This is a genomic window from uncultured Acinetobacter sp. (genome assembly GCF_947626835.1).
Classification (GTDB): Bacteria; Pseudomonadota; Gammaproteobacteria; order Pseudomonadales; family Moraxellaceae; genus Acinetobacter.
The window spans coordinates 46,174-69,246 of sequence record NZ_CANQTS010000009.1 but is presented as its reverse complement, the minus strand read 5'-3'; the positions used below and the strand labels follow the sequence as shown (position 1 = coordinate 69,246).

Genomic DNA, 23,073 nt, shown 5'->3' with positions numbered 1-23,073 from the left:
CCACTTACCCAAGTTACGCCTTAAATTTGGCTCAATTAGGGGCGCTTTGCATTTCAAATCTTTGTGCAACAAAGCCAGTGGTAGATAAAAGTCAAACATATGAATTTTCATTAAAAAATAAAAGAGGATTATAGTCCGTGGATATATAGTCCTCAATTGGTGATATTTCTGTTTTTTGAGCAATTAGTTTCAAATGACAAAATTATCAGTTGAAATTGGACAATTAATCCGCAAACAAAGAACACAACAAGGTATTACTCAAGAATCTCTAGCGCTTCAATGTGGTATTGATCGAAGCTACATGGGGAGGATTGAGCGTGGGGAAGTAAATCTTACTGTCGAAAAATTATATGAAATTGCTTCGGTCTTAGGTGCAAGTGCAAAAGAATTATTACCTTAATACTTGATGTACATGCACTCAAATTTTTTAAAAAATAGTCAAATATAGTCCGCTATATGTCTTATTAATAGAAATTTAAAGTATAATCATATAGTTGACGGGATTTGCGTCAACCCAAGCTAATGTATTTCAATTTGAAGATTTGGTCAGGTAATCTGTGACACAAGAAAAATTAGAAAAGCTATACGCTTACAAAGGGAAAGAAAAATTTTTAAGCGAAATTAGTAGTTATAATATTTTATACCTTTTAACTATTAGTCTTCATATTTTTCTAACCGTCTATATATCTACAATTTGCGCGTTATTTATATTTTCATATAACCTTTTTTCAACTTTAGATATCAATATTTTAAATAAATATATTTCATTAAATATTGGTAAAAATAATACATTTTCTAATGATTTAAAGAATGCATCATTATATTTATTTGCTGCTCAAGCAACTCTGATCGGTTTAATCTTCCCTATTGTTATTGCATATGTAAGTTTAGCCAGCGTAGGAAGAGCAAGTTCAGATAAATTAATGAATATTTATAAAGTTCATACAGGATTTAATCTTCTAGCAAGTAGCTCTTTTTTACTTCTAGCATCTTATGCTTTTCTATTTATTTTTGATTCATTTTTTAATATTCCTTTATTTAAAATAGCCCAATTTTTATTTTTAATTTGGTTTGTTTTTAATCTTTATATCATTTATGTTTTTTTATCTAAAACCATGGATTTTATATATGCAAAAAAGAAGATAGAAGAAATAATAAAATATACATACAATAATAAAGAAGGACTTAGAGATGGTTTTTTAGTAATTATTGATGAATTGAAATACCTTGTTGAAAATAAAAGTATTTCTCAAGTAGAAGAGTTAGATATTCAATTAGTAAATTTCATAGAAATTAACTATATAAAGCATAAATTTGATGTCAATGATCTTAATTTTTTTATTAGTGAAATTAGGCAAATTATAGATAGCACATTAGATTATAATAATATTCATTTAGTTAGAAGAATGCTTTATATATATTATTATATCGGAGGTAGATTATCTAGGAGGGAGGGATCTGATTACTTGAGTACATTACTTGAAATGCATCATGTAACAGTTTTTGATTTAAATAATAAGTTGAATGTGAGTAATGAATTTAGATATTTAATTTATTCACGATTCATAGACTCTTGGACATCGTGGGATTATATTTTAAAAGAAAATACACTTAAAGCTAGCTATAACTTCTACACTATAATTTTAGCCACTAACTCTATAAGAAATAGAATAGAAATTGACAGATTGATTGATGTTTTTTTAAACATACCAAATGGGGTTAAAGTTGATTATTATAATAGAGATAAATTTGAAACATTTAATGATTTAAGTGTTTTATTCAATAATGGTTTACTCAATCTATGTATTGATAGTAAATTTTGTTTAATTAAAAATATATTAGAAAGTGATCTAAGTATTGAAGAAAAATACAAGTACGTTAAAGCTATTTTACAAAATTTAACTTTAATTAAAGGTGCCACAGCAATATTTTCAGAAACAAGAATTGAGACTTCACATGATATAGTATTTAGCTTATTTAGAGTTTTATCAAATCGTCTATATGATACATATCTCAACAGTATTCTTTCAAAAAGCAAAGAATCTAATCGTGTTGTAAACAGAGTGTTTTGGGGTGATACAAGTAATTATCTAGATAAAATTACTGAAAGTTATGCCTACATATATGATCAATTTATTTCAAAAAACTCTTTACCATTATATGAAATCAATAACTATTTAGATAGTTTAGGGGATGAAGCTAAAAGTACATTATTTATTGAAATTGATTTATATTTAAGGTCGTTGCAAAACACTGATTTTGATTATGATTTTTTTGAAGAAAAGAAAAAAAACTTAATTAAAACAAGATATATTCAGTTTATACGTTCACTAAAAGATATTGTTCAGCTTAAGGTGTCATAATGTCTAACAATATTAAATCATCACAACTTACAAGATTGGGATATGAATACCAAGACCTCTTATGTATTCAGTTACTTATTGATTGGTACCATAATCCTGATAAATACCACTGGATTAGTATTGAAAGTTCATCAGTTGCTGGTGAAAAATTCCAAGGTCTTGATGATGTAATTGCTCTTAATTCTAGTAATAGGTATGAGTTATACCAGGTTAAATTTACTATAGATGCGCAAAGAGATGACTTAAAACTAAATTTTTCATGGTTATGTAATAAAAAAGAAAATGGAACTTCGATGCTCCAAAAATGGGCTAAGGATGTTTATAAATATGGTGCAAATAATCAACTTGAGAAAGCTATACTAGTAACAAATCGAATTCCTGATGAAACATTTTCCCAACTACTAGATTCAGGATTTGTTGATGTTTCTCGTATCTCCACTTCAGATCTTGAAATTATCAATGAACAATTAGGTGGTATAGAAAAAACAAATTATTTCTTTAAAAATTTTAATTTTAAGCATAGCCAACCAACAATTCAGAAATATGAAAATAAGTTAAAAGATTTATTAGTACCAGATCATACAGATTTAGAAGGCTGGTATCATTTTCTGAAAAGTGTAACAATTTGGGCTACAAGAAAAAATCAGCCTAGCCCGGATGGTCTAATTTATCACTACCATATAGAAGAATTATTGAAATTTAATAATTCACAATCCTTATCTCAATTTTTCGATATACCTAAAGGCTATATTCCTCCTACACAAGAATTTCATAATAATCTTTGGGATAAAACACATAGTACAGGTGCTTGGGTTATAAGTGGAAAACCTGGAATGGGCAAAAGCACATTTCTATCATTTCTCGCTACGAAATTGATGGAAGAAGGTACACCTGTTTTACGTCATCATTACTCTCTTTCTTCACAAAGTGAAATTGATCGTATCTCATATGCGAATGCCGAAAAATCACTTCAATTTCAACTTAAGGAATTATTTCCTAATCGATTTAATGATGAAAACCCATTATCGAATACTTTAGAAAAATGGTTGAATACTGCTATTTATGAAGCTAAAAGACAAAACAAGCAATTAGTTATTATTATTGATGGTTTGGATCATGTTGGGCGCGAAAGAACTGATATAAACCAATTATCACATTTAGTTAATCGTCTCCTTCCTTTTAAAGAAAGAGTTTGTTTAATTTTTGGTACTCAACCTATCAGCACTAGTAAACTTCCAACTAGGATGCTTTCTGAAATACCTAGAGATTCAAATTGGTTAACTTTCCCTCCCATGGATATGTTAGCTATAAGAAATTGGCTAGAATGTTTGGTAGAAAATGAAACAATTTTGTTTCATCATGATGAAACATATAGATCACAACAGATAGAAGAAATAGCAGAAGCTTTTTATAAGGTTTCTGCAGGCTATCCATTGTATCTTATCTATTCCTTAAGGATTTTAACCTACAAAAATAAATATTTGTCTAAGTATGAAATCGAGAGATTACCTGTATGTCCTCAAGGCGATATCAATCAATACTATAATTCGCTTTGGATTAATCTTTCGCCTCAAGCTCAACAAGTTCTATTACAGATAGCTTGTGTAGATTTTTTATGGCCTGATAGAAATAGCCTTGCCTATTGTTTTGAAGACTCTTTAGGGTTTGCACAGGCTTTTGAAGAGATAAGTTTCTTATTTGAAAAACGCCTAAGTGGAATTACTCCTTTTCATAGCAGTATTATCGTTCACCTCAGGAATAAGAAAGAATATATAGATCAATGTGAATCTCTTTTAAAAAAAGCTAAAAAATGGATTGATGATGATGCTCCTGAGTTCTGGAAATGGGGATGGCAATGGGTCATAAGTAGTCAATTAGGTGATATAAACCCCTTATTAACAGGGATCACACGAGATTGGCTTATAGATTCTATATGTAAGGGCTATTCACAAGACTATATAAAACGTATTTTTTCTATAGCAGAGAAAGAAGCTTTTATACAAGAAAGATTTCAAGACTTAGTAAGAATAAGCTTAATAAAACACCGCTTTCTCAATGGTCCTGAATTCCAGATTCAGGAATATCATGAATATATAAAAATAGCTTTGAATTATGATTTTTCGGGAGTCTCAACTGATTGGAGAATAGATCATCTTCACACATTGAATGAAGGGGAAATTTCTGCTGTAGCTTTTAACAGAAAAAATTCTCCAGAAATCATTGATAAATGCTTCGAAGAAATAATTAAAAGAATTAGATTCTATGTAAAAAATGATGTTGACTCTCTAAGTCATAAAATTGACAACCTTATTGGGTTAGCTTTTGACTGTTTAACTTATACTGATGAGCCAAATCTTGAAAAAATTTGCTGGTTATTAGAAAAAGTTGATGACAAAGAACAATATTTCATTCGAATAATAGATAATCTTGTCAAAGCAGATGCACTCTCTTCAATTCTAGAGTTTCCTAAAAATCATATCCCTCTAGAATCCGCCAATTATTATTGGAATAATTTCATTTTTGCTTGTTGTGATTTGGAAATATCATTAAATGATAGACCTGAAAAAGAGATTTATAACAATAATATTTATAGATATATAATTGAATTCTTAAGTGGGAATAAAATCATTCATGATTTCAATTATGAAAGAAGGATAATTTCTTCTTACAAAGAGGTGTCATATCAATATTATAGCAATATCTTTTTCTATGAATTTGCAAAAGTTCTTTATACTAATTCTTATGTAATTATAGACAACAATTTCAATAATTTAGATTCAATAATAATCGCAAAAAATGCAGAAAGATTTTTTGAATATGCTGCATCAAAAATTGCTCAGAAAGTTAATAGTAGTGAAAAAATCAATATATTCTATATATATGATTTAATTAAGGAAGTTGAATTTCCAGATCGCATAGATTTAGATTTTGAAGGCCAATCCATTTGGCATAATATATCTAAAAGCTTAACTTACATTTCAATCACTCTTTATAGATTATTAAAAAATATTAGTCTTTTAGAAGAAATTGATGAAGAAAAGATCTTAGATCTCACAAAAAATCAGTGGTTTTTACCATTAAATTGGTTGTCATTTGCCGTTGATCATAATGTTTCACATATCCTTTCTAGAAAACTAGTATCGGATTTTATTTCTAATGCTTTTCAGAATCTTTCAGCAAAAAAAGATAATACTTCCACACTAACAAATGAATGCTTTGAGATTACTAAACTTTCTTTTATGTATGATTTAGAAGAGCAAACTCGTCATGGAATGGCTCTTACAGCTAAGCATATCTTAGGGTATGGATATAGAAAAGATACAACATTACATGAGTTATATGAGTCTATTGATGAATGTGGTAATCATGAGGTGGGTAATATATCTGATTGGATTAGACGGTTATCACCTTTTACCAATGATATATTCGATTTTACAGAGCGTGAGATAAGGCATATCCCAGGCTGGAGAATTAGACTTATAGCTCAGCACTTACCCACACGTTTAGCTGATGAGTTTAAGCATAATCTGAATGAGCATAATTGGTCTTTATGTAATAAGGTTTTGGAAAGCTTCGTACAGTTTTTTCCACTTTCCTCTCCATTAGATCAAGCATTGTTAAAATCTCAGGTAAATTATGAAGTTCTAAAACAACTTGAGGTTAGATCTGAAAATAATATTGAACTAAAAAAACTCTTTGATGAACAAATAGAATTTTTAGGAGGCTTTCCTCCAGCTCCTAGAGACTCTGATAATGGCTCCTCATATGAAACAAAGCCTATAGATATTGATATTTGTCATTATCCACCTGAGTCATTAAAAGAGCTTTGTAATGAACTTGAGTCACGTAATATATGGTATGAAGAAGAGTTTCTTGAAAATTGGATTAGTCATTGGGTTGAACAGGGGCAAGGATCAAATATTCTTCAAGCTTATACTGAATTAATCAATAATGATGCTAATTTCCCTAGGGTTCTTCAAAGAAGTCTTGACTCTATATTTGAGCTGAGTAGAAGACTTAGGGGGTTAAAAAAATCCTATAACTTAGCCATTTTAAGCATTCAAGAAAATAGATACTGGAGCCGTTATTCTGGTTCTAAAGCAGAAGAAAAATTATTAAATTATGCCAAATTGTATAAGAAAAATTGGCAATCATTTCTTAAAGACTCTTTAGTTGGCGAAAAATCAAATAGTAATTTGGTTGACTGGTTTTACACGCCTTCTAGTGGACTAGTTAAGTTCTATATTGCTGTTGGGGAACACGAGTTAGCTAAAAATGTAACTGAGACTATGCTCGAATGTTTAGAAGAAGAAATTGCTCATTTGTCTTTATCGGAATTGTATTGGAACGAGAAAGAATTCTTACAATCCGAAATTTCATCTCATATTCTTCTCTGGTATTACAAATGGCCAGACAAGGTGGCTAGACTACGGACTGCACAGCAAATTTCAATTTTATTGGAAGAAAATAGTGATTTTCGTTCTTTATATTTGAATCATTTAAGTAAATTAAAGTATGAAGTTGACGTTACGGATTACCTATCTATACTTTTTCATAATAAAAATCAGAATTTTAGTTTGGAAGAATTGTTACTTAACATCAACAAGCATTCGATTTTATCGAATGCAATTTTAAAAGATCTTGGCTATAGCTTAGAAGTTAAAGTGAATACCTCTTCTTATACAAAAATCGAGAATAACTCTTTTGTAGAATCACTAGATTTTAAGAAAGCCCAAAATGGCTTAGCGCCAATTTATTTAAATATTTTGAAAGATTTAGGAAAAAGTCTCAATTATCCTCTCATTTCACATTGTGCGTTTGAATGGGAATCGATAAGGGATAAAAATGAAATTAATTATTTTGGACATTATAACTTCATTAATGAGCAATTTTATCCTCAAGATAGAGTGTCGTGTAGTATTTCATCGGATGCTGAAACCATAGTCTTGTCAGCTTATCTACGAACTATTACATTTGCATATAGATGTTTGAACTTGTCTTATGAGGAAGCTATCACTTTATCGTATCAAGTAAGCCCATACTCTAAAAAATATGTATATCTACAATCAGCCCAGATACCTATAGGATGGCCTCATATTGCTGAATTTGAAAAAACTGAAAAAATTCATAATATTAACGAATTAGATTGCTATCTCAATGCAATAAATCAGCAAAATGAGATAATACTTTATGGTTCAGGACCTATAATTAGATCCAGTAAAGATATTAGTATTGATTTGGAAGTTCAACTTTTTCATAGCTTGAGCAATATCAATATTTCTTCAGAAGAAATCTATTCTTGTCTTAAAAATGATCAAAGCCATATGTTTGATATAACGCCTTTGTCACAGTTACACTATCCAAATGATGTTGGTCGTTGGCAAACAGATCTATTGAAAAGAGGTTATACGACACCAACTTTTGCTATTGGAAATAATATGCCAATTGTAAATATTAAAGAAAATAGTATTGAATACAAGTGTGGAGACATTTTAAATGCCAAATGGATTTTTTGGAACCACCATTGGTATCCAGCAAATTATCAAGAGTTAGGCCCATCTCTTGGTACAAGTTTATTAATTCCTAAAAATATACTTGAATTTCTAAAATCTGATAGTGATGGAGATTTCTATCTACTAGGAAAAATGACTATTGTAGATAAACGTAATTTTTCAAGTGAAGAAAAAGTTACAGAGCTATATAGCCGGATACAGATCTAATGTAAAAATTGCTGATAAAATATTGAATAGACTAAAGTCGTTTTAATCGCTGAGCACTGTCCAAGTAATGTAAGAATCGCTGTCCAAGTCACAGTAAGAATATCTGTCCAATTTCATAAGAATATGCAGTGAGCTGCATAAAACGTGAATTAGGGCTTAAATCATCTGGTCCATTTTGGATTAAACCTTGCGTGCTGGTACTGCCCGTCAATTCAATATTCACTTGATCAAAAAAAGAGGTGGGCAGTTTGACCAATTTCTTGGCCCACTCCACATACCAACGATCCGTTAAATCACTGCCTTGATGTGGTGCTGCAACAAAAATGGCGCGGCTAAAAGGTAAATCATTTTTAAAGTCAAAGCGTTGCTTAATAATGGGGTTTTGTTGCAAACGGGTATATTGTTCATAATTCATCAATGGAATCGCTTGCTGAGAAATATCCTCATCACTGACCAATAAACGGCTAATAATTCCACCCATACTATGTCCAATTAAAACAGCATCTTGATTGGAAGCAGAACCCTGTTCAGTTTGTGCAAAAGCTTGTTTTAACAGAGCATGAATCTGAAAACGACTTTCAAAAATTGGCATATTGGTTGAATAAGCCACCATCCATATTTGATAGTTTTGTCTTAAATGTACATCACCTAAAATATTATTGGTCAGGTTCATCCATGTTTCAGGGCTACTGGCTAAACCATGTATCAAAACCACAACTTTTTTATTTGCTTGATAAGGCTCTAACATATAAAGGTGGGGCATGCGCAATGTTTCTGCTCGATCAAGTAAACTTAGATAACCAAATTTCCCCAATTGATTTTGAGCCAACCAATAAGCAAACGGCGCTGTATAGTTTGCTGTCAGGGTATAGCTCTGCCCATTGATTTGACCAGTTTTGTATTGATATGGATCATAAAGATCAATTTTAAGCGGGATCTGTGCGCTTAAGATTTGCTCAGCAGTTGCATCTTGTTGGAGAGGTTGAACTGTAGCTGTCACAGACAAGTATTTTGGCTGATGAATACGCGGATTGTCTTGATGGGCATAATGAGTAAGTGGATCTAAAACAAAATCATTGGCAATCGGTGCTTGATCTTTTTTCAGCACAATAAATTCTGCACCTAAACCATCTTGACGATTAACGCGATCAAACCCTGAAAAATTTAACACATAACTCGATTGCAAACCTTGAATAGCTAAGTCTTTTAAAGCCGGATAAAACGATGTATCAATATAATATTCTTGTAAACCTACACCAAATGCTGCGGGCAGTTGAGCACTTGGATGGGCTTGATATTTGAATGTGATTAATTTGGATAATGAATAATTATAAAAGGTTCTGCCTTGCATTTGTCGCAAATCAAAAGTGTGCTGTTTGGGATCTAAGCCAGATTTAAATAAATACAAATAGCTATACTTCAAACTCAACTCATAGGCTTTGGCAATTTGCTCACGATCTGCGCCAAGTAAACGTTTTTTTTCAAGCTGTTGTGCATGGGCTAAATATAATTCACTTAATGTACTGTAGCGTTCATGAGCTGCAATCACTTGACGCGCCAAAACATGAGCACTACAAGCGGCAATATCACTTAAGCAGGTAGTTGGGGTATAGGATAAAAGCGTGAGTAAACTGATGCTATCTGCACTCAAGTGTTTGCTATTGATAATATCTTGTGTGCGTGATTGTATGGTTTGATCAATTTTACCTTCTTGGATACTCACCATCTGACAAGCAGATAATTGTGTAAACACCAATCCCAAAGCGACGCATAAGCGTTGCTGTTTTTTGCTTAAAAGTGCTTTGGTCATGGCTGCCTTGCTCGTATCCTAAAGCTTGTATTTTAACTTTTATTGCTTCATTTGAGGTGCTTAATTGAGCTGAGATTGTATAAGCGTTTAGCTTTTATGGGCACTTTTCACCTCAAATTTGAGTCCTACAGGTGCAGAGATTGCTTTTATATTGTACTTTTCATATAAACCAGCATGTTACTGCTTTTATCTTAAACTACTTTGGATGATGCCTGCACGATGACTTTTGGATTAATAATGTTGGCCATTTTGAATAGTTTTTAAGGTGGTATATCGCCAGCAGTGTTCTCACTAGTTACCCATCAACATAAAAACCACTGAACCTAGGTCACGCCAAATTATAAACACAGACATGCTAATCTGATGCACTTAGGGCTAAGTATCTAGTGGCTCTTTTAGGTGAGTGAGGAGGTCAATACAAAGATGTATGAGGTGGTGAGATCAGACTTAACATAGCGCAATGCAATTTGAGCAAATAAAATCCCAAATTGGCACAGTTTATGCAAACCTTTTAGTCATACAAATTATAAATTTCGTCATACTAGGAGGATACTTGCTCATGCTGCTCAAACAATTATATCCCGTAAAAATCTTTTTAACCAACCTATTCACTGCACGTGCCGGCCTATATATCGTACAGCCTCAACATAAGGCAGATAATTCAAGTGCCTAAATCTAAACTTGCCCGTATTAGTATTACTTTGCCGCAAAGTACACTTATTGCACTGGATAAAAAAATTGTCCAGCCAGATTACGAAAATCGCTCCCAAGCCATTGTGGAGATGATCCATCAGCAACTCGTAAGCAAAAATGATCAAGCCAATGCGGTCATGGTCGGTACACTCACTGTGCTCTATAGCATTCAATCTAAAAATATTCACTATCAAATAATTGATTTGCAACAACAATATCTAAAGCAGGTCATCAGTTCACAACATATTCAACTTGATGATCAAAAAATCATGCAAGTGATGCTATTACAAGGTAAAAGTCATGACCTAAAACGCATCAGTCAAAATCTAATTGCCCTAAAAGGAGTCATTAAAGGGCATTTGGAGTTAATGGATGCTGTTATGCCGCCTTTGGCACAAAATGATCAGCAACAAGGACAAGACATAGCATATGCCAAGCTGCCTACTGACAATTCTGCTCGTAACACACATTTATCTGTAACCAGTACACCTGATTTAAATACAAGCAGAGGGCTATGATGAAAATAACGAGCTTTATCTTATATGCAAGTGTGGGGCTATTGATTGGCTGTGACAAAACGGCACCTATTCCACAACCGAGTCAACATACCAAATTACAAACAACCATGCAGCCCATTAAAATTGGTTATAGCGATTGGCCAGGATGGGTGGCATGGCAAATTGCCATTGATAAAGGTTGGTTTAAGGAAGCTGGACTTGAAGTTGAATTTAAATGGTTTGATTACTCTGCCTCTATGAATGCATTTGCTGCAAATCAGCTGGATGCGATTTCGATTTCTAATGGTGATAATTTAGTGGTTGCCTCAGGCGGTACACGTGGCATGATGATTATGGCCACCGATTACTCAGCGGGTAATGATGTCATTATTGCTAAATCAGGTGTGCATAGTATTGCTGATTTAAAAGGTAAAACCATTGCGGTTGAAAAAGGTCTCGTTGACCATCATTTACTCAATACTGCGCTGCAAGATGCTGGTATTCAAGAACATCAAGTCAAGCTGATTAATGCCGTCACTAACGAATTACCGCAAGTATTTGCCAGCCCACAAGTGGATGCTATTGCGGTATGGCAGCCTGTTGCCAATCAAGCTTTAAACAGCGTGGCAGGCGCTCAGATTATTTATTCATCTCAAGACAAACCCGGTCTGATCTATGACACTTTAACAGTCAATATGACGCATTTGGCACGTCATCCTGAAGCTTGGAAAAAAATAATCCAAATTTGGGATCGTACCGTGCATTACATTGAAGATCCCAAGACACGCCAAGATGCACTCAATATTATGGCCAAACGCGTGGGTGTAGATGCAGCACAATACCAACAATTGTTGGAGGGTACGCATTTATTAGACATTCAAGCCAATCAAAAAGTATTTGAAAAATCAAAGCAATTTGATTCCATTTATGGCTCAACTTATCACGTGAATCAGTTTAATGTAGACCAAGGCGTATATACTCACCAGCTTGATGTAGACGGTTTAATTTATCCACAATTATTACAATCACTGCGTTAAAAAAAAAGCCAAGCAAAGAGGGGAGAATTGCTTGGCTTAAAGGATGACTATACATTTGGTCGGTAGACCAACCCTCAAGGTTGGCTACCTGGTCTGTTGTTAGAATAAAAAAAAGCCATCCAATTGTAAAACAGATAAAATTTATAAAATTGATCGTTTATTTAGATTTTAAACCACGTTGCCTACGGCAGCGTTCTGAGCAATACTTGACCTCATCCCAGCAGCGTTGCCATTTTTTGCGCCAAGTAAAACTCAAACCACAGCAGATACAGATTTTCTGAGGTAGATGTTGTTTTTTCATAACAGCTCAATCCATGTAATTAATTTCAATGAAAACAAGATTTAAGCAACAAAAAATCACATATATTTCACTTTTTGTCACTTAAGATAAAGTTTAATCAGATGTTTGTGTCAAGCCATGAGGGGATCACATGTCACATACAGCCGTAGATGTATCAAGAGTCATTGAAATGGCGTGGGAAGATCGTACCCCATTTGAAGCCATTTTACGCGAATATGGGTTAAATGAAGCAGCGGTGATTCGCTTAATGCGTCAAGAGCTGAAAAGTAGCAGTTTTAAATTATGGCGTAAACGTGTCACAGGTCGTAAAACCAAACATGTTGCGCTACGCTCTGATGAGGTGATTCGTGCCTACTGTAGTCGTCAATATAAACCCACTTAAGCCAGGAGAGTGCTTTTGATGTTGTTGCGTAAGAAAAAATATCTGTTACTCGCAGCAATTGCACTGTTTGTTGTGTTGTGGGTGTTTTGGCAAAAAGTGCAAGGTCCTGTTGTTGCCACTTATCGTGTGCAAAACCAAGCCTTAGTACAAACAGTCGTGGCTTCAGGTCGTCTTGAAAATGTATCACGTAGCGAAATTGGGAGCCAAATTTCAGGTGTGGTATTAGAGCGCCGTGTTGAAGAAGGTCAGCAAGTGAAAGCCGGTGATGTTCTGTTGGTGATTCAATCTGATGATGTCAAAGCACAAGTGAAAGAAGCTGAAAATGCTTTAAGAGAGCTTCGTCAAGTGCGTTATCCACAAGCGCAAGTGGAGCTTAAAAGTGCTGAATTACAGCTTGAACAAGCCAGTCGCGAAGCAAAACGTCGTCAAAATACCGAAGCTGGCGTACTGTCTGTGGAAGAAAAAGAACAAGCGCGCGAGGCAGAACGCTTAGCCCGGAATCAACTAGCCGCAGCACGTCTAAAAGCACAAAGTTTAGCAGCAGGTCAAATTGAAGAGCGCACTTTAATGGAACGTCTGAATGCATTAAAAGCACAATTGGCGAAAAGTGAAGTTCGTGCACAAGTTGCCGGTACCATTTTGACCCGTAATGTTGAGGTCGGTGATGTGGTACAACCGGGTCAAAGTTTATTTAGCCTCGCGATAGAGGGTCCAACCCAAATTTTAGTCCCCCTGGACGAACAAAATTTACCCTATTTGGCTGTAGGACAGTCAGCACAAGTCATCGCAGATGCTTATCCAAATCAAGCTTTTCCTGCACAAGTTAATTTTATTGCGCCACGTATTGATCCACAACGTGGTACGGTAGATGTCAAGCTTTCGGTTGATCCTGTGCCTGCATTTTTACGTCAGGACATGACGGTATCGGTCAATATTGAAACTGCCCAACGTGATCAAGCCTTAGTCATTGACAATGATGCCTTATTTAATGTGCGTGGTGCACAAGCAGATGTATGGGTAGTACGTGATCAAAGACTACAACGTCAAACACTACAACTGGGATTAAGAAGCAGCACCAAAAGCGAGGTACTGCGCGGCTTAAAAGCAGGTGATCAGGTGTTACGTGATCCAAATCAGGGGCAGGATGCACAACGTGTGCGCATTGAGCAGGTAAGCCAAGATTGAATATTCGACGCTTGTGGACCAATTGGCTGATTGCAATTGGTTTTTTACGTGAAGGACGCAGTCAATCACTGATGATTATTGGTGGTGTCGCCATTGGTGTGGCGGTGATTGTTTTCATTAGTGCTTTGATTCAAGGCTTACAAGCTAATTTGATTGAACGTACCTTAGGCACACAAGCCCATGTGAGTTTGCATGCACCACAGCAGGTAAATCAGATCATTAGCCCGCCCAATACTGTACAAATGCTCTATGAAGATCAACGCGCACAGCGCTTACGCTCAATTAATAATTGGCAAGAAGTGGTGAGTAATCTTGATCAAATTCAGACACTACAAGCCGTTTCACCGATGGTCTCTGGACCGGCTTTGGTCAAGCGTGGCGATGCCATTCAATCAGTGGCTATTATGGGTGTGGATTTAGCGCGCTACCAACGTATTGTACCGTTACAAGATTATCTGACCCAAGGTCAAGTTCGTCTAAAAGCAGATGATGTGTTAATTGGCAGTGAAATGGCCAAAGATCTAGGTGTGCGTGTAGGCAGTAAAATTCGTTTGGACAATGGTTTAGATGTCAATGCGGTCATGAATGTGGCAGGTATTTTTGAACTTGGCATACGTGAACTGGATTCACGCTACCTTTACGTTGATTTAAAACGCGCGCAATCTTTACTCAATTTACCCGGTGGTGTCACCGTCATTGACCTACGCATTGATGATATTTTTGCTGCAGAAGAGGTGGCAGCACAAATGCACCGTCTGACGGGTTTAAAAGCAGACAGTTGGATTGGCAGTAATGCTCAATTAATGAATGCCATTTCAGCACAAAGTTTATCCACCAATATGATTATTGTATTTGTGGCAATTTCAGTGGCATTTGCAATTGCCAGTGTTTTATCAATTAGTGTGGTACAGCGTACGCGTGAAATTGGTATTTTACGTGCTACAGGTGCCAGTCGTGATCAAATTTTGGTAATTTTCTTAATTCAAGGCGCAGTATTTGGCTTATTAGGTTCAGTGATGGGGATATTAACCAGTTACGCTTTAGTATGGTCATTTAATCAGTTTGGACCGGGTTTATTTTATATTCCAATTTCACCAAGCTTAATTAGTGCAGCTTTATTGTTGGCCACCTTAAGTGGTTTAATTGCCGCAGCCATTCCTGCCCGCCGTGCTGCACGACTCGATCCTGTAGAGGCCATCCGTCATGTCTAGCTCTCCTGAAGTATTACGCTTAGAGCAGTTAAAAAAATCCTATAATATTGGGCAACCCAATGAAATTGAGGTTCTACATGGCATTGATTTCACCATTCAACGGCATGACTTTGCAGCTTTAATTGGCCCCTCAGGCTCGGGTAAAAGTACGTTACTTAATATCTTAGGCTTACTTGATCAACCTACAAGTGGCGAAATTTACTTACTTGGTCAACCCACCAGTCAAATGGATGACCAAGAGCGCACGCGCTTACGTGGGCAAAGCATAGGCTTTGTATTTCAGTTTCATCATCTGATTCAAGCCTTTAGCGTGCTTGAAAATGTACTGATGCCGTTAATGTTGGTCCATGGACGCCCCAATCAGCAGGCGATTGAGCGCGCACATTACTTACTTGAAGCTGTCGGTTTAAAAGACTTCGCCAAGCGTAAAGCCAGTCAACTTTCCGGTGGTCAACAACAGCGCGTTGCCATTGCACGTGGCTTGATTACCCAACCAGCCTTACTGCTTGCCGATGAGCCCACAGGTAACTTAGACAGCCAAACGGCCAGTGAGGTGTTTGAATTATTCCGTGAAGTCAATGCCCAACATGAATGTGCAGTTTTACTGGTGACACATGATCCAAGGTTGTCTGCCACCTGTGACCGTACCATTAACTTGGTCGATGGGCGGATTGCAAGTGATACCTTGACGACCAAGGCACTTGACTAAAGTGGTTGTTTGTCACTTGTTTAATCAGGTTGACTGAAGATGACCTATCATCAATTTAGATAAACCAGTGATCAATCATTTAACAACAGATAAAAGCTAAACTCGAAAAAACATTCTATCTGTGCTTGTGTACAATGAGCATTCTTCATCTAGGCTTTTTAAAAATGCTCAATTTAAATTGTGCTTAAAATAAGGTAGATTAGCTGTTTTGAAATTTGGATAGATGGTTATGAGCGTAATTGAAGCCTTTGAAGCCAAGAAAAATGCATATTTTGATTATGACTTTAATCCGATTGATGTAGACGATAATTTTCCTGATTGTATTTATAAGTCATTGGTTGGCGAACTGTATAAGCATGTCATTGAATATCCTGATACAACTTATTGTATCTATTATAGTGAACAGCTTTTAGGTGAAGAATGGGAAAAGCTGCAACATGATTGGCAACGTTATTGCCCACACGCTTAACTTGACCTCCTACGGGAGGTTTTTTTATGCACTTTTACAGCAATATTCAAAAACCTTAATGAGCAAGCCATCTAGTAAGGATTGATCTAAATACATTGAAGTGCTGAGTCTGCAAAATATGAGCCGTGATGATGTTTGCTCGTCGTTTAATAAAAATTAAGCGGCTGATCATATAGATCAGCCATTTTTCATTTGGTACTCACTTGTGTCATTCTTGGAATTTTGGGCAAATTTGCAAGTGCAGGATCAAGTGTCTCTTCACTTACATGCACTAAAGCGTCAACGCGTTGTCTTAACCGCTTAAAGGCATCGCTTTGCATGACTTCTATATCACGCGGACGGGGCAAATCAACCTCAATAATTTCTTTAATTTCACCGGGATTGGCTTTGAGCGCCACAATACGATCTGCCAATAAAATAGCCTCATCCATATCATGCGTGACAAAAATAATCGTAATATCAATATTGGCCCATAAATCCATCAGATGCTTTTGCATTTTTTGGCGTGTATGTGGATCAAGTGCGCCAAAAGGTTCATCCATGAGTAAAATTTTGGGCTGATTAACCAAGGCACGCGCAATCGCAACTCGTTGCTTCATGCCACCTGACAATTGGTGCGGGTACTGATGGGCATATTGTTCTAAACCAATGATATTGATCCACTCACGCGCTTGAGCCTCAGCCAAAGGATGGCTTTCTCCTTTCATTAAGGGACCAAACATCACATTTTCTTTGACCGTTTTCCAAGGAAATAGCGTATAGCCTTGAAACACCATGCCACGTTCAGGACTTGGACCGGTCACGGTTTGGCCATCGACCAATAACATACCACTGGTGTAGCCATCTAAGCCTGCCACCACACGACTCAAGGTTGATTTGCCACAACCAGATGGACCAATGATACAAATAAACTCACGTTTATGAATTTGTAAATTAATTTGATTTAAAATGGTGCGCCCAGTTTGACCTTGTTGGAAGACTTGGCTTAAATTTTTAGCTTCTAAAATCACAGGACGTTGATAAATCTGCTCAAAGTAAACCGAGTTTGTCATGCTTTTGCTCCTTTCCATTTAAATAGACGCTGGCCTAATTTCATCAGTAAGACATCACATACCAAACCAATCATGCCAATAATCAAAATTGCGGCGAAAACATTATCAAAATTTTGATAGCGTGCTTGTTGGGTAATAAACCAAGTAATTCCTGAGGTACTGCCAATAAGCTCTGCCACAATCAAATAGGTCCATGCCCAACCTAATAGCACTCTTAAATCACGATAAATGTCAGGTAATGCAGCTGGAATCACGACGTAAAATAAACCCTTGGTTTTACTGGTCCCTAAGGTAAAACCCGCTTCAATGAGGCTTTTATCGACGGTTTTTGTGGTGTTGGCGATAATTAAAATTTGTTGAAAAAGTGTACCAATTACAATAATGGCAATTTTAGGTGCATCATTAATGCCTAAAATCGCAACTGCCAGTGCGCCGAAAGCAGGCGCAGGCAAATAACGAAAAAACTCAACAAAAGGTTCAATCAATTGCGAGATGGTTTTAGAAAATCCACACAAAATACCTAAAGGAATGCCAATCAATGATGAAATAAAGAAGGCACTAAATACCAATTGAATACTGTGCCACAGACTTTGGTGAAACCAAGGTGCGCCTGCTTGTGCAGGTGGTGTGATAAATGCCGTGACCAATGCAGTGGCAACCTCGTGCGGTGCAGGTAAATAAATTGGATTACTAAGTACGCCTTGGGGTGGGGTCAGGCCTTGATCGACTGCAAGTTGTGCTTGTTCAGTAAAGATATGGCGTTCAACTCGACTATCGAGTTGTAAAAATGTGCTACTCCCTACATCGGTAATATGTACTTGCGGATGCCAAATAGCTGGAATGTAGCTCATGGCACACCAAATTAAAATTGGAATTAAAAATGAGCCAAGGCCGAACAATACTTTTTGTTGCGGGCTGAGAGATTGTGTTACGTAGCTCATAACGTCGCATATTGATCATACTTTTTATATAAAACGTAATACCAATAAGCAAAATGAGTGCCATAAAAAAAGCAGCCCATGAGCTGCTTTTTTTATGATGTAAAATTTACTGTTGTTTATAAGGAGTATAGATCAGATCACTTAAATCATAGCCCAATGACTTGGCATAGTTGAGGTACTCGTCAACCACGGCTTGGTTAGGCTGCGGATCGCGCGATAATACCCATAAATATTTCTTGTTTGGCTCACCCACTAACACGGTTTGATAATCTTGATCAATTTTAAGCACCCAATAATCACCGCGTGCCACTGGAATCCAACGAATGGCTTTAGGTAAGAAGCTCACCTTTAATTTTGAGTTGGCAGGTGCATTTTGGACAAAACCTTCGGCTTTAGATTGCTTCATGCTGCCATCTGCTTTGTAACAGCGATTATCTACAGCAACATTCCCTTTGGCATTTAAACTGTAATTGGCGGTGACATTGTAGGCACAGTCTTTTTGGAACATTAAAGGCTTACGTACTACTTCGTGCCACTGGCCCAAATACTTATTTAAATCAACCTGCTCAACGGCCTGTACCTGAGTTTTGGCAAAAGCCGGTGTCATGGCACTGGCTGCAAGTAGGCATGCCAAGCTTATTTTTTTTAAGTGTTGCATGTTAGAATCCAAGTCAAATTTATGTAGCTATGATGCTGAATTTAATACTATTTTTATAGAGGTAAATGCGCTTAAAATTGTATAAGTATTGTGAGGGTTTGAATAAAAATGTTTTCTATCACCATTTGACCTTCAACTTTAGATGAAATTTCACTTAAAAATCACACTTGGCCTGAATCAATTTAAACCAAGTTTTAATTTTTGTTATAGGTTTTGTAAGTAAAGACGAGATCTTGGCGCTTTTATATTATGTTGGGATACTCTAAGAATAATCACATGATGTTCAAAAATGATAAAAAAAGCGATCTTACCAGTTGCAGGGTTTGGAACACGACTACTACCTGCCAGTAAGGCGATTCCTAAAGAAATGATCAGTATTATTGATCGCCCGGCAATCGATTATGTAGTGCAAGAAGCGATTGATGCTGGCATAGAGCACATCATTTTAGTCACGCATTCGAGTAAGACTTCGATTGAGGACTATTTTGACTGCCATGCTGAACTGGAACAGCACTTGCTCAATAAAGATAAGCCTGAATTGTTACAGGGTCTTCGGGTCATTCCACCACACGTCACCATGAGCAGTGTACGTCAAGGCAGAGCCTTGGGCTTAGGTCACGCCATTTACGCAGCACGGCACTGTTTGGCACCCAATGAAGGCTTTGCTGTGTTGTTGCCCGATGTGTTAATTGATGCACCCTATTCAAATTTAAAACAGATGATTGATGCCTATAGCGTCAATCAAATAGCACAAATCATGGTAGAACCCGTTGATCCACAACGTGTTGATCAATATGGCATTGTGGCCACTGATCAAGCACTTACACCAGGGCAGAGCGCCTTCATTCACAGCATGATTGAAAAACCTGCGGTGGATCAAGCACCTTCTAATTTGGCAGTGGTGGGGCGTTATGTGCTACCGCATGATATTTTACACATTTTAGCCAACACACCTGCGGGACAAGGTGGCGAAATCCAACTGACAGATGCCATTGTGCAACTCGATCAGATACAAGCCTACCACTTACATGGGCAAAGTTTTGATTGTGGTCATCCGGCAGGTTACTTTAGCGCGACCTTACACTATGCCAAACAGCATCCAACCCTTGGACATGAACTGTGTGAATTGATCAAAAATGCATAAGCGCTAGAGAAATATTATGAAAATCGTGGTATTTGGGAAGACCTTGTATGCAGGTGTTATGAGCGCTTTATTGGCTGAATCAGGGCATCAAGTCTATTGGTGTGATCATTTGGCAGAAGATCTGAATTTTGAGGATCATTTTGAAGATCACTTATTAAAAGTCATGCTGATTAAACAAAAACGGATTGGCTTTTTAAGGCAGTGTGACTTTGACTGCTTAGACACCGATATTGATGCATATTGGTTCTGTTTGGGTGCCTATGAGGAACAACAGGCTATTCGCCTTGCTCAACGTCTTCAACAACGGCATATTATTCATCCTAAATTGATGATTAACACAGCTACCTTTGGTCTCTATGGCACAGCTCAGCTACAGGATATTTTAAACCAAGATGAATGGGTTTACTTACCAGATAATATCCGAGAAGGTAAAGCATTAAGCAGCTTCACTGACGCAGAACAATTGGTGGTCGGTTGTGATTGCCAACAGACCTTAAGCAAGGTGCAAGAGCTATTGCGAGCATTATTTCCACAGCCGCAACAATATATTTGTATGCCTATTTTGGATGCTGAATTTAGCAAATTGAGTGTTTCAGGCATGTTAGGGGCCAGAATTAGTTTTATTAATGACTTAGCCACTGTGGCTGAAAAAATTGGTGTTGATATTCAACATGTACGCGCCAGTATGGCAGCCGATCCTCGGATTGGGGGCAATTATTTATTTCCAGGGATTGGCTTTGGTGGTGAAAATTTTTCACACGATATTCTAACCCTAACGCGTGCTGTGGCAGATGCAGGGGGGAGAAGTCGTTTATTAGAGCAGGTATGGCAAATTAATGAAGAACAAAAAGAGCTGTTGTTTCGCAAACTTTGGGCCTACTTTCACGGCGAATTAAACGGCAAAACCATTGCAATTTGGGGTGCTGCGTATAAAGAAAATACCGCAAGTATTCACCAATCTGCCATTCACCCCATGCTTGCAGCGTTGTGGGCACAAGGCGCAGTTATTCGCTTACACGATCCTGCTGCTTTACAAAGTATTGCCAGCATGTATGGCGAGCGCGAAGATCTAATTTTATGTGAGCAGCAATATGATGCCATTAGCGATGCACATGCTTTGTGCGTACTCACGCCATGGCGGCAATATTGGAGCTTAGATTATCGTCAACTGGTCAATCGTATGCAGCACCCGTTATTACTCGATGGGCGCAATATGTATCATCCTGAATATGTCAAAAATCAAGGTTTAGCTTATATTGGGGTAGGACGACAATGAGCCAACAACAACGTTTACACGCGCTTGCCCAAGATATGCGTCAGCGCCATTTATATGAGTTATTTTCACAAGAGCAACAACGTTTCGAGCGTTTATCGGTACAACATGAGCAAATCATTTTTGATTTTAGTAAACAGCGTTTAAATGACGAGGTGCTCGATGAATTAATTGGCTTTGCCAAAGCTAAACAACTCGATACTTGGATTGAACGATTATTTTCCCAACAAAAAATTAACTATACCGAACAACGTGCCGCCATGCATTGGGCTTTACGTTTACCTGAATATAGCGAGCGACATCAAGATTTAAGTACGGAAGTACATGCACAACTGCAACGTATGTTTGCTCTGGTTGAGCAAATTCATGCCGGTCAATATCGCGGTGTTACAGGACAAGTGATTCAAGATGTGGTCAATATTGGCGTAGGTGGCTCAGACCTTGGCCCAATGATGGTCAGTCATGCGTTAGCAGATTTTAAACACCAAACGGCCAAGGGACTACGTCTACACTTTGTTTCGACCATGGATGGCAGTCAGCTGTCTGATGTTTTGCAACACCTACGACCTGAAACAACTTTATTTATTGTTTCCTCAAAATCCTTTAGCACCATTGACACCTTGTCGAATGCCCAAACCGCCCGACTATGGTTAAGTGCTGGTCTTGGGGAGCAAAGTTTGTTCTTAAAACATCATTTTATTGGGATCTCAACCCGTGCCGACAAAATGACAGCATGGGGAATTACCCCAGACAAACAATTTTTGTTATGGGATTGGGTCGGTGGTCGCTATTCGTTATGGTCATGTATTGGTCTTCCCATTGCCTTAAGTATTGGTGTGGCACAGTTTAAGCGATTGTTGGCGGGGGCATATTCTGTCGATCAACATTTCCAATTGGCCGATTTTCGACAAAATATTCCAGTTTTAATGGCGTTAATTGGCATGTGGAATATCAACTTTTTACAGATCAATACCCACGCTGTTTTGCCTTATGATGGGCGCTTAAAATATTTCACCTCGTATTTACAGCAGCTTGAAATGGAATCCAATGGTAAATCCATTCAGCGCAATCATCAGCCTGTTGAGATGCATACTTGTCCGATTATTTGGGGGGAAGTCGGCCCCAATGCACAACACGCCTTTTATCAACTGTTGCATCAAGGTACCAATCGGGTCAGTTGTGATTTTATTGCACCCATTCATCGTTATGATCAGCAACAGCTTCAACTTGAAAATGCCAACTCCCTGATTGAACAACATTATTTGGCTTTATCTAATTGTCTGGCACAATCGCGTTTATTGGCTTTTGGCAATCATGCCTTAGAAAATGAAGACCTTGATCAACTGCCGGTATATCAACACTATAGCGGTAATCAACCCAGTAGCACTATGCTAATGAAATCTTTAGAGCCTTATTCTTTAGGTATGCTGATTGCGCTGTATGAGCATAAAGTGTTTGTACAGTCTGTACTTTGGAATATTAACCCCTTTGATCAATGGGGCGTTGAAAAAGGCAAACAAATTGCCAAAAGTTTGTTGCCTGTATTGACTCATACCCACGCTGATTTATCCCATTTGGATGCCTCTACCCGTGGTTTAATTCAAAGCATCCAAATGTTTTAGCCCTAA

At 37.0% G+C, this 23,073-nt stretch carries 17 protein-coding genes and 1 pseudogene; 13 read left to right on the top strand and 5 right to left on the bottom strand.

Features of this window, described 5'->3' with window-relative positions; translation table 11 throughout:
- The first annotated feature begins 193 nt into the window (after positions 1-193).
- The 3 genes from Q0Z55_RS06060 (at position 194) to Q0Z55_RS06050 (ending at position 8,083) form a co-directional block, all read left to right on the top strand.
- Entirely contained in the window at positions 194-400 is a 207-nt protein-coding gene (locus tag Q0Z55_RS06060; protein ID WP_004907164.1) for a helix-turn-helix transcriptional regulator, read from the top strand.
- 157 nt (positions 401-557) lie between these two features.
- Positions 558-2,363 (top strand): hypothetical protein, encoded by a 1,806-nt coding sequence (locus tag Q0Z55_RS06055; protein WP_297425634.1) that lies wholly within the window; start codon positions 558-560, stop codon positions 2,361-2,363.
- Positions 2,363-8,083, top strand: a complete 5,721-nt coding sequence (locus tag Q0Z55_RS06050) for an ATP-binding protein (RefSeq protein ID WP_297425632.1) — start codon at positions 2,363-2,365, stop codon at positions 8,081-8,083. Before Q0Z55_RS06055 ends, Q0Z55_RS06050 begins: the two co-directional genes overlap by 1 nt.
- 88 nt (positions 8,084-8,171) lie before the next feature.
- Here the strand turns inward: Q0Z55_RS06050 and Q0Z55_RS06045 are convergent, their stop codons facing one another.
- Complete coding sequence (locus Q0Z55_RS06045) at positions 8,172-9,893, bottom strand: alpha/beta hydrolase (RefSeq protein WP_297425629.1); 1,722 nt, start codon at positions 9,891-9,893, stop codon at positions 8,172-8,174.
- A gap of 665 nt (positions 9,894-10,558) precedes the next feature.
- Between Q0Z55_RS06045 and Q0Z55_RS06040 the strand changes: the two are divergent.
- Positions 10,559-10,990 (top strand): annotated as a pseudogene (locus Q0Z55_RS06040) (transcriptional regulator); the annotation flags it as partial.
- Positions 10,991-11,100: 110 nt separating this feature from the next.
- A complete protein-coding gene (locus tag Q0Z55_RS06035) occupies positions 11,101-12,120 on the top strand; it encodes an ABC transporter substrate-binding protein (protein ID WP_297425626.1) in 1,020 nt (339 codons plus the stop codon).
- Between the two features lie 157 nt (positions 12,121-12,277).
- Here the strand turns inward: Q0Z55_RS06035 and Q0Z55_RS06030 are convergent, their stop codons facing one another.
- Positions 12,278-12,421 (bottom strand): DUF2256 domain-containing protein, encoded by a 144-nt coding sequence (locus tag Q0Z55_RS06030; RefSeq protein ID WP_297425623.1) that lies wholly within the window; start codon positions 12,419-12,421, stop codon positions 12,278-12,280.
- Positions 12,422-12,551: 130 nt separating this feature from the next.
- Between Q0Z55_RS06030 and Q0Z55_RS06025 the strand changes: the two genes are divergently transcribed.
- The 5 genes from Q0Z55_RS06025 (at position 12,552) to Q0Z55_RS06005 (ending at position 16,377) form a co-directional block, all read left to right on the top strand.
- Positions 12,552-12,803 (top strand): TIGR03643 family protein, encoded by a 252-nt coding sequence (locus Q0Z55_RS06025; RefSeq protein ID WP_297425620.1) that lies wholly within the window; start codon positions 12,552-12,554, stop codon positions 12,801-12,803.
- An 18-nt stretch (positions 12,804-12,821) separates the two neighbouring features.
- Complete coding sequence (locus Q0Z55_RS06020; RefSeq protein WP_297425617.1) at positions 12,822-13,988, top strand: efflux RND transporter periplasmic adaptor subunit; 1,167 nt, start codon at positions 12,822-12,824, stop codon at positions 13,986-13,988.
- Between the two features lie 71 nt (positions 13,989-14,059).
- Positions 14,060-15,199, top strand: coding sequence for an FtsX-like permease family protein (locus Q0Z55_RS06015; RefSeq protein WP_297425654.1), 1,140 nt, complete (start codon positions 14,060-14,062; stop codon positions 15,197-15,199).
- The gene (locus tag Q0Z55_RS06010; protein WP_297425614.1) at positions 15,192-15,908 is read left to right on the top strand and encodes an ABC transporter ATP-binding protein; all 717 of its coding nucleotides are present in this window, start codon (positions 15,192-15,194) and stop codon (positions 15,906-15,908) included. Before Q0Z55_RS06015 ends, Q0Z55_RS06010 begins: the two co-directional genes overlap by 8 nt.
- A 229-nt stretch (positions 15,909-16,137) precedes the next feature.
- Positions 16,138-16,377, top strand: coding sequence for a hypothetical protein (locus Q0Z55_RS06005; protein ID WP_297425611.1), 240 nt, complete (start codon positions 16,138-16,140; stop codon positions 16,375-16,377).
- A 188-nt stretch (positions 16,378-16,565) separates the two neighbouring features.
- Here the strand turns inward: Q0Z55_RS06005 and Q0Z55_RS06000 are convergent, their stop codons facing one another.
- The 3 genes from Q0Z55_RS06000 to Q0Z55_RS05990 all read right to left on the bottom strand — a co-directional run bounded on the left by Q0Z55_RS06000 (position 16,566) and on the right by Q0Z55_RS05990 (position 18,977).
- A complete protein-coding gene (locus tag Q0Z55_RS06000; RefSeq protein ID WP_297425608.1) occupies positions 16,566-17,429 on the bottom strand; it encodes an ABC transporter ATP-binding protein in 864 nt (287 codons plus the stop codon).
- Positions 17,426-18,370 carry an ABC transporter permease gene (locus Q0Z55_RS05995; RefSeq protein ID WP_297425605.1) on the bottom strand — a complete coding sequence of 315 codons (945 nt, stop codon included), beginning with the start codon at positions 18,368-18,370 and terminating at the stop codon, positions 17,426-17,428. The genes Q0Z55_RS06000 and Q0Z55_RS05995 overlap by 4 nt, the downstream gene beginning before the upstream one ends.
- Positions 18,371-18,476: 106 nt before the next feature.
- Positions 18,477-18,977, bottom strand: coding sequence for a lipocalin family protein (locus Q0Z55_RS05990; RefSeq protein WP_297425651.1), 501 nt, complete (start codon positions 18,975-18,977; stop codon positions 18,477-18,479).
- A gap of 340 nt (positions 18,978-19,317) precedes the next feature.
- On the opposite strand from Q0Z55_RS05990, the gene Q0Z55_RS05985 reads away from it, so the two are divergent.
- From Q0Z55_RS05985 to pgi, 3 genes are read left to right on the top strand one after another with little or no spacing between them, the layout of a single operon-like run.
- A complete protein-coding gene (locus Q0Z55_RS05985; RefSeq protein WP_297425602.1) occupies positions 19,318-20,172 on the top strand; it encodes a UTP--glucose-1-phosphate uridylyltransferase in 855 nt (284 codons plus the stop codon).
- Positions 20,173-20,188: 16 nt separating this feature from the next.
- Positions 20,189-21,448 carry a UDP binding domain-containing protein gene (locus tag Q0Z55_RS05980; protein ID WP_297425598.1) on the top strand — a complete coding sequence of 420 codons (1,260 nt, stop codon included), beginning with the start codon at positions 20,189-20,191 and terminating at the stop codon, positions 21,446-21,448.
- Positions 21,445-23,067, top strand: coding sequence for a glucose-6-phosphate isomerase (gene pgi, locus Q0Z55_RS05975; protein ID WP_297425595.1), 1,623 nt, complete (start codon positions 21,445-21,447; stop codon positions 23,065-23,067). Before Q0Z55_RS05980 ends, pgi begins: the two co-directional genes overlap by 4 nt.
- Positions 23,068-23,073 lie beyond the last annotated feature (6 nt).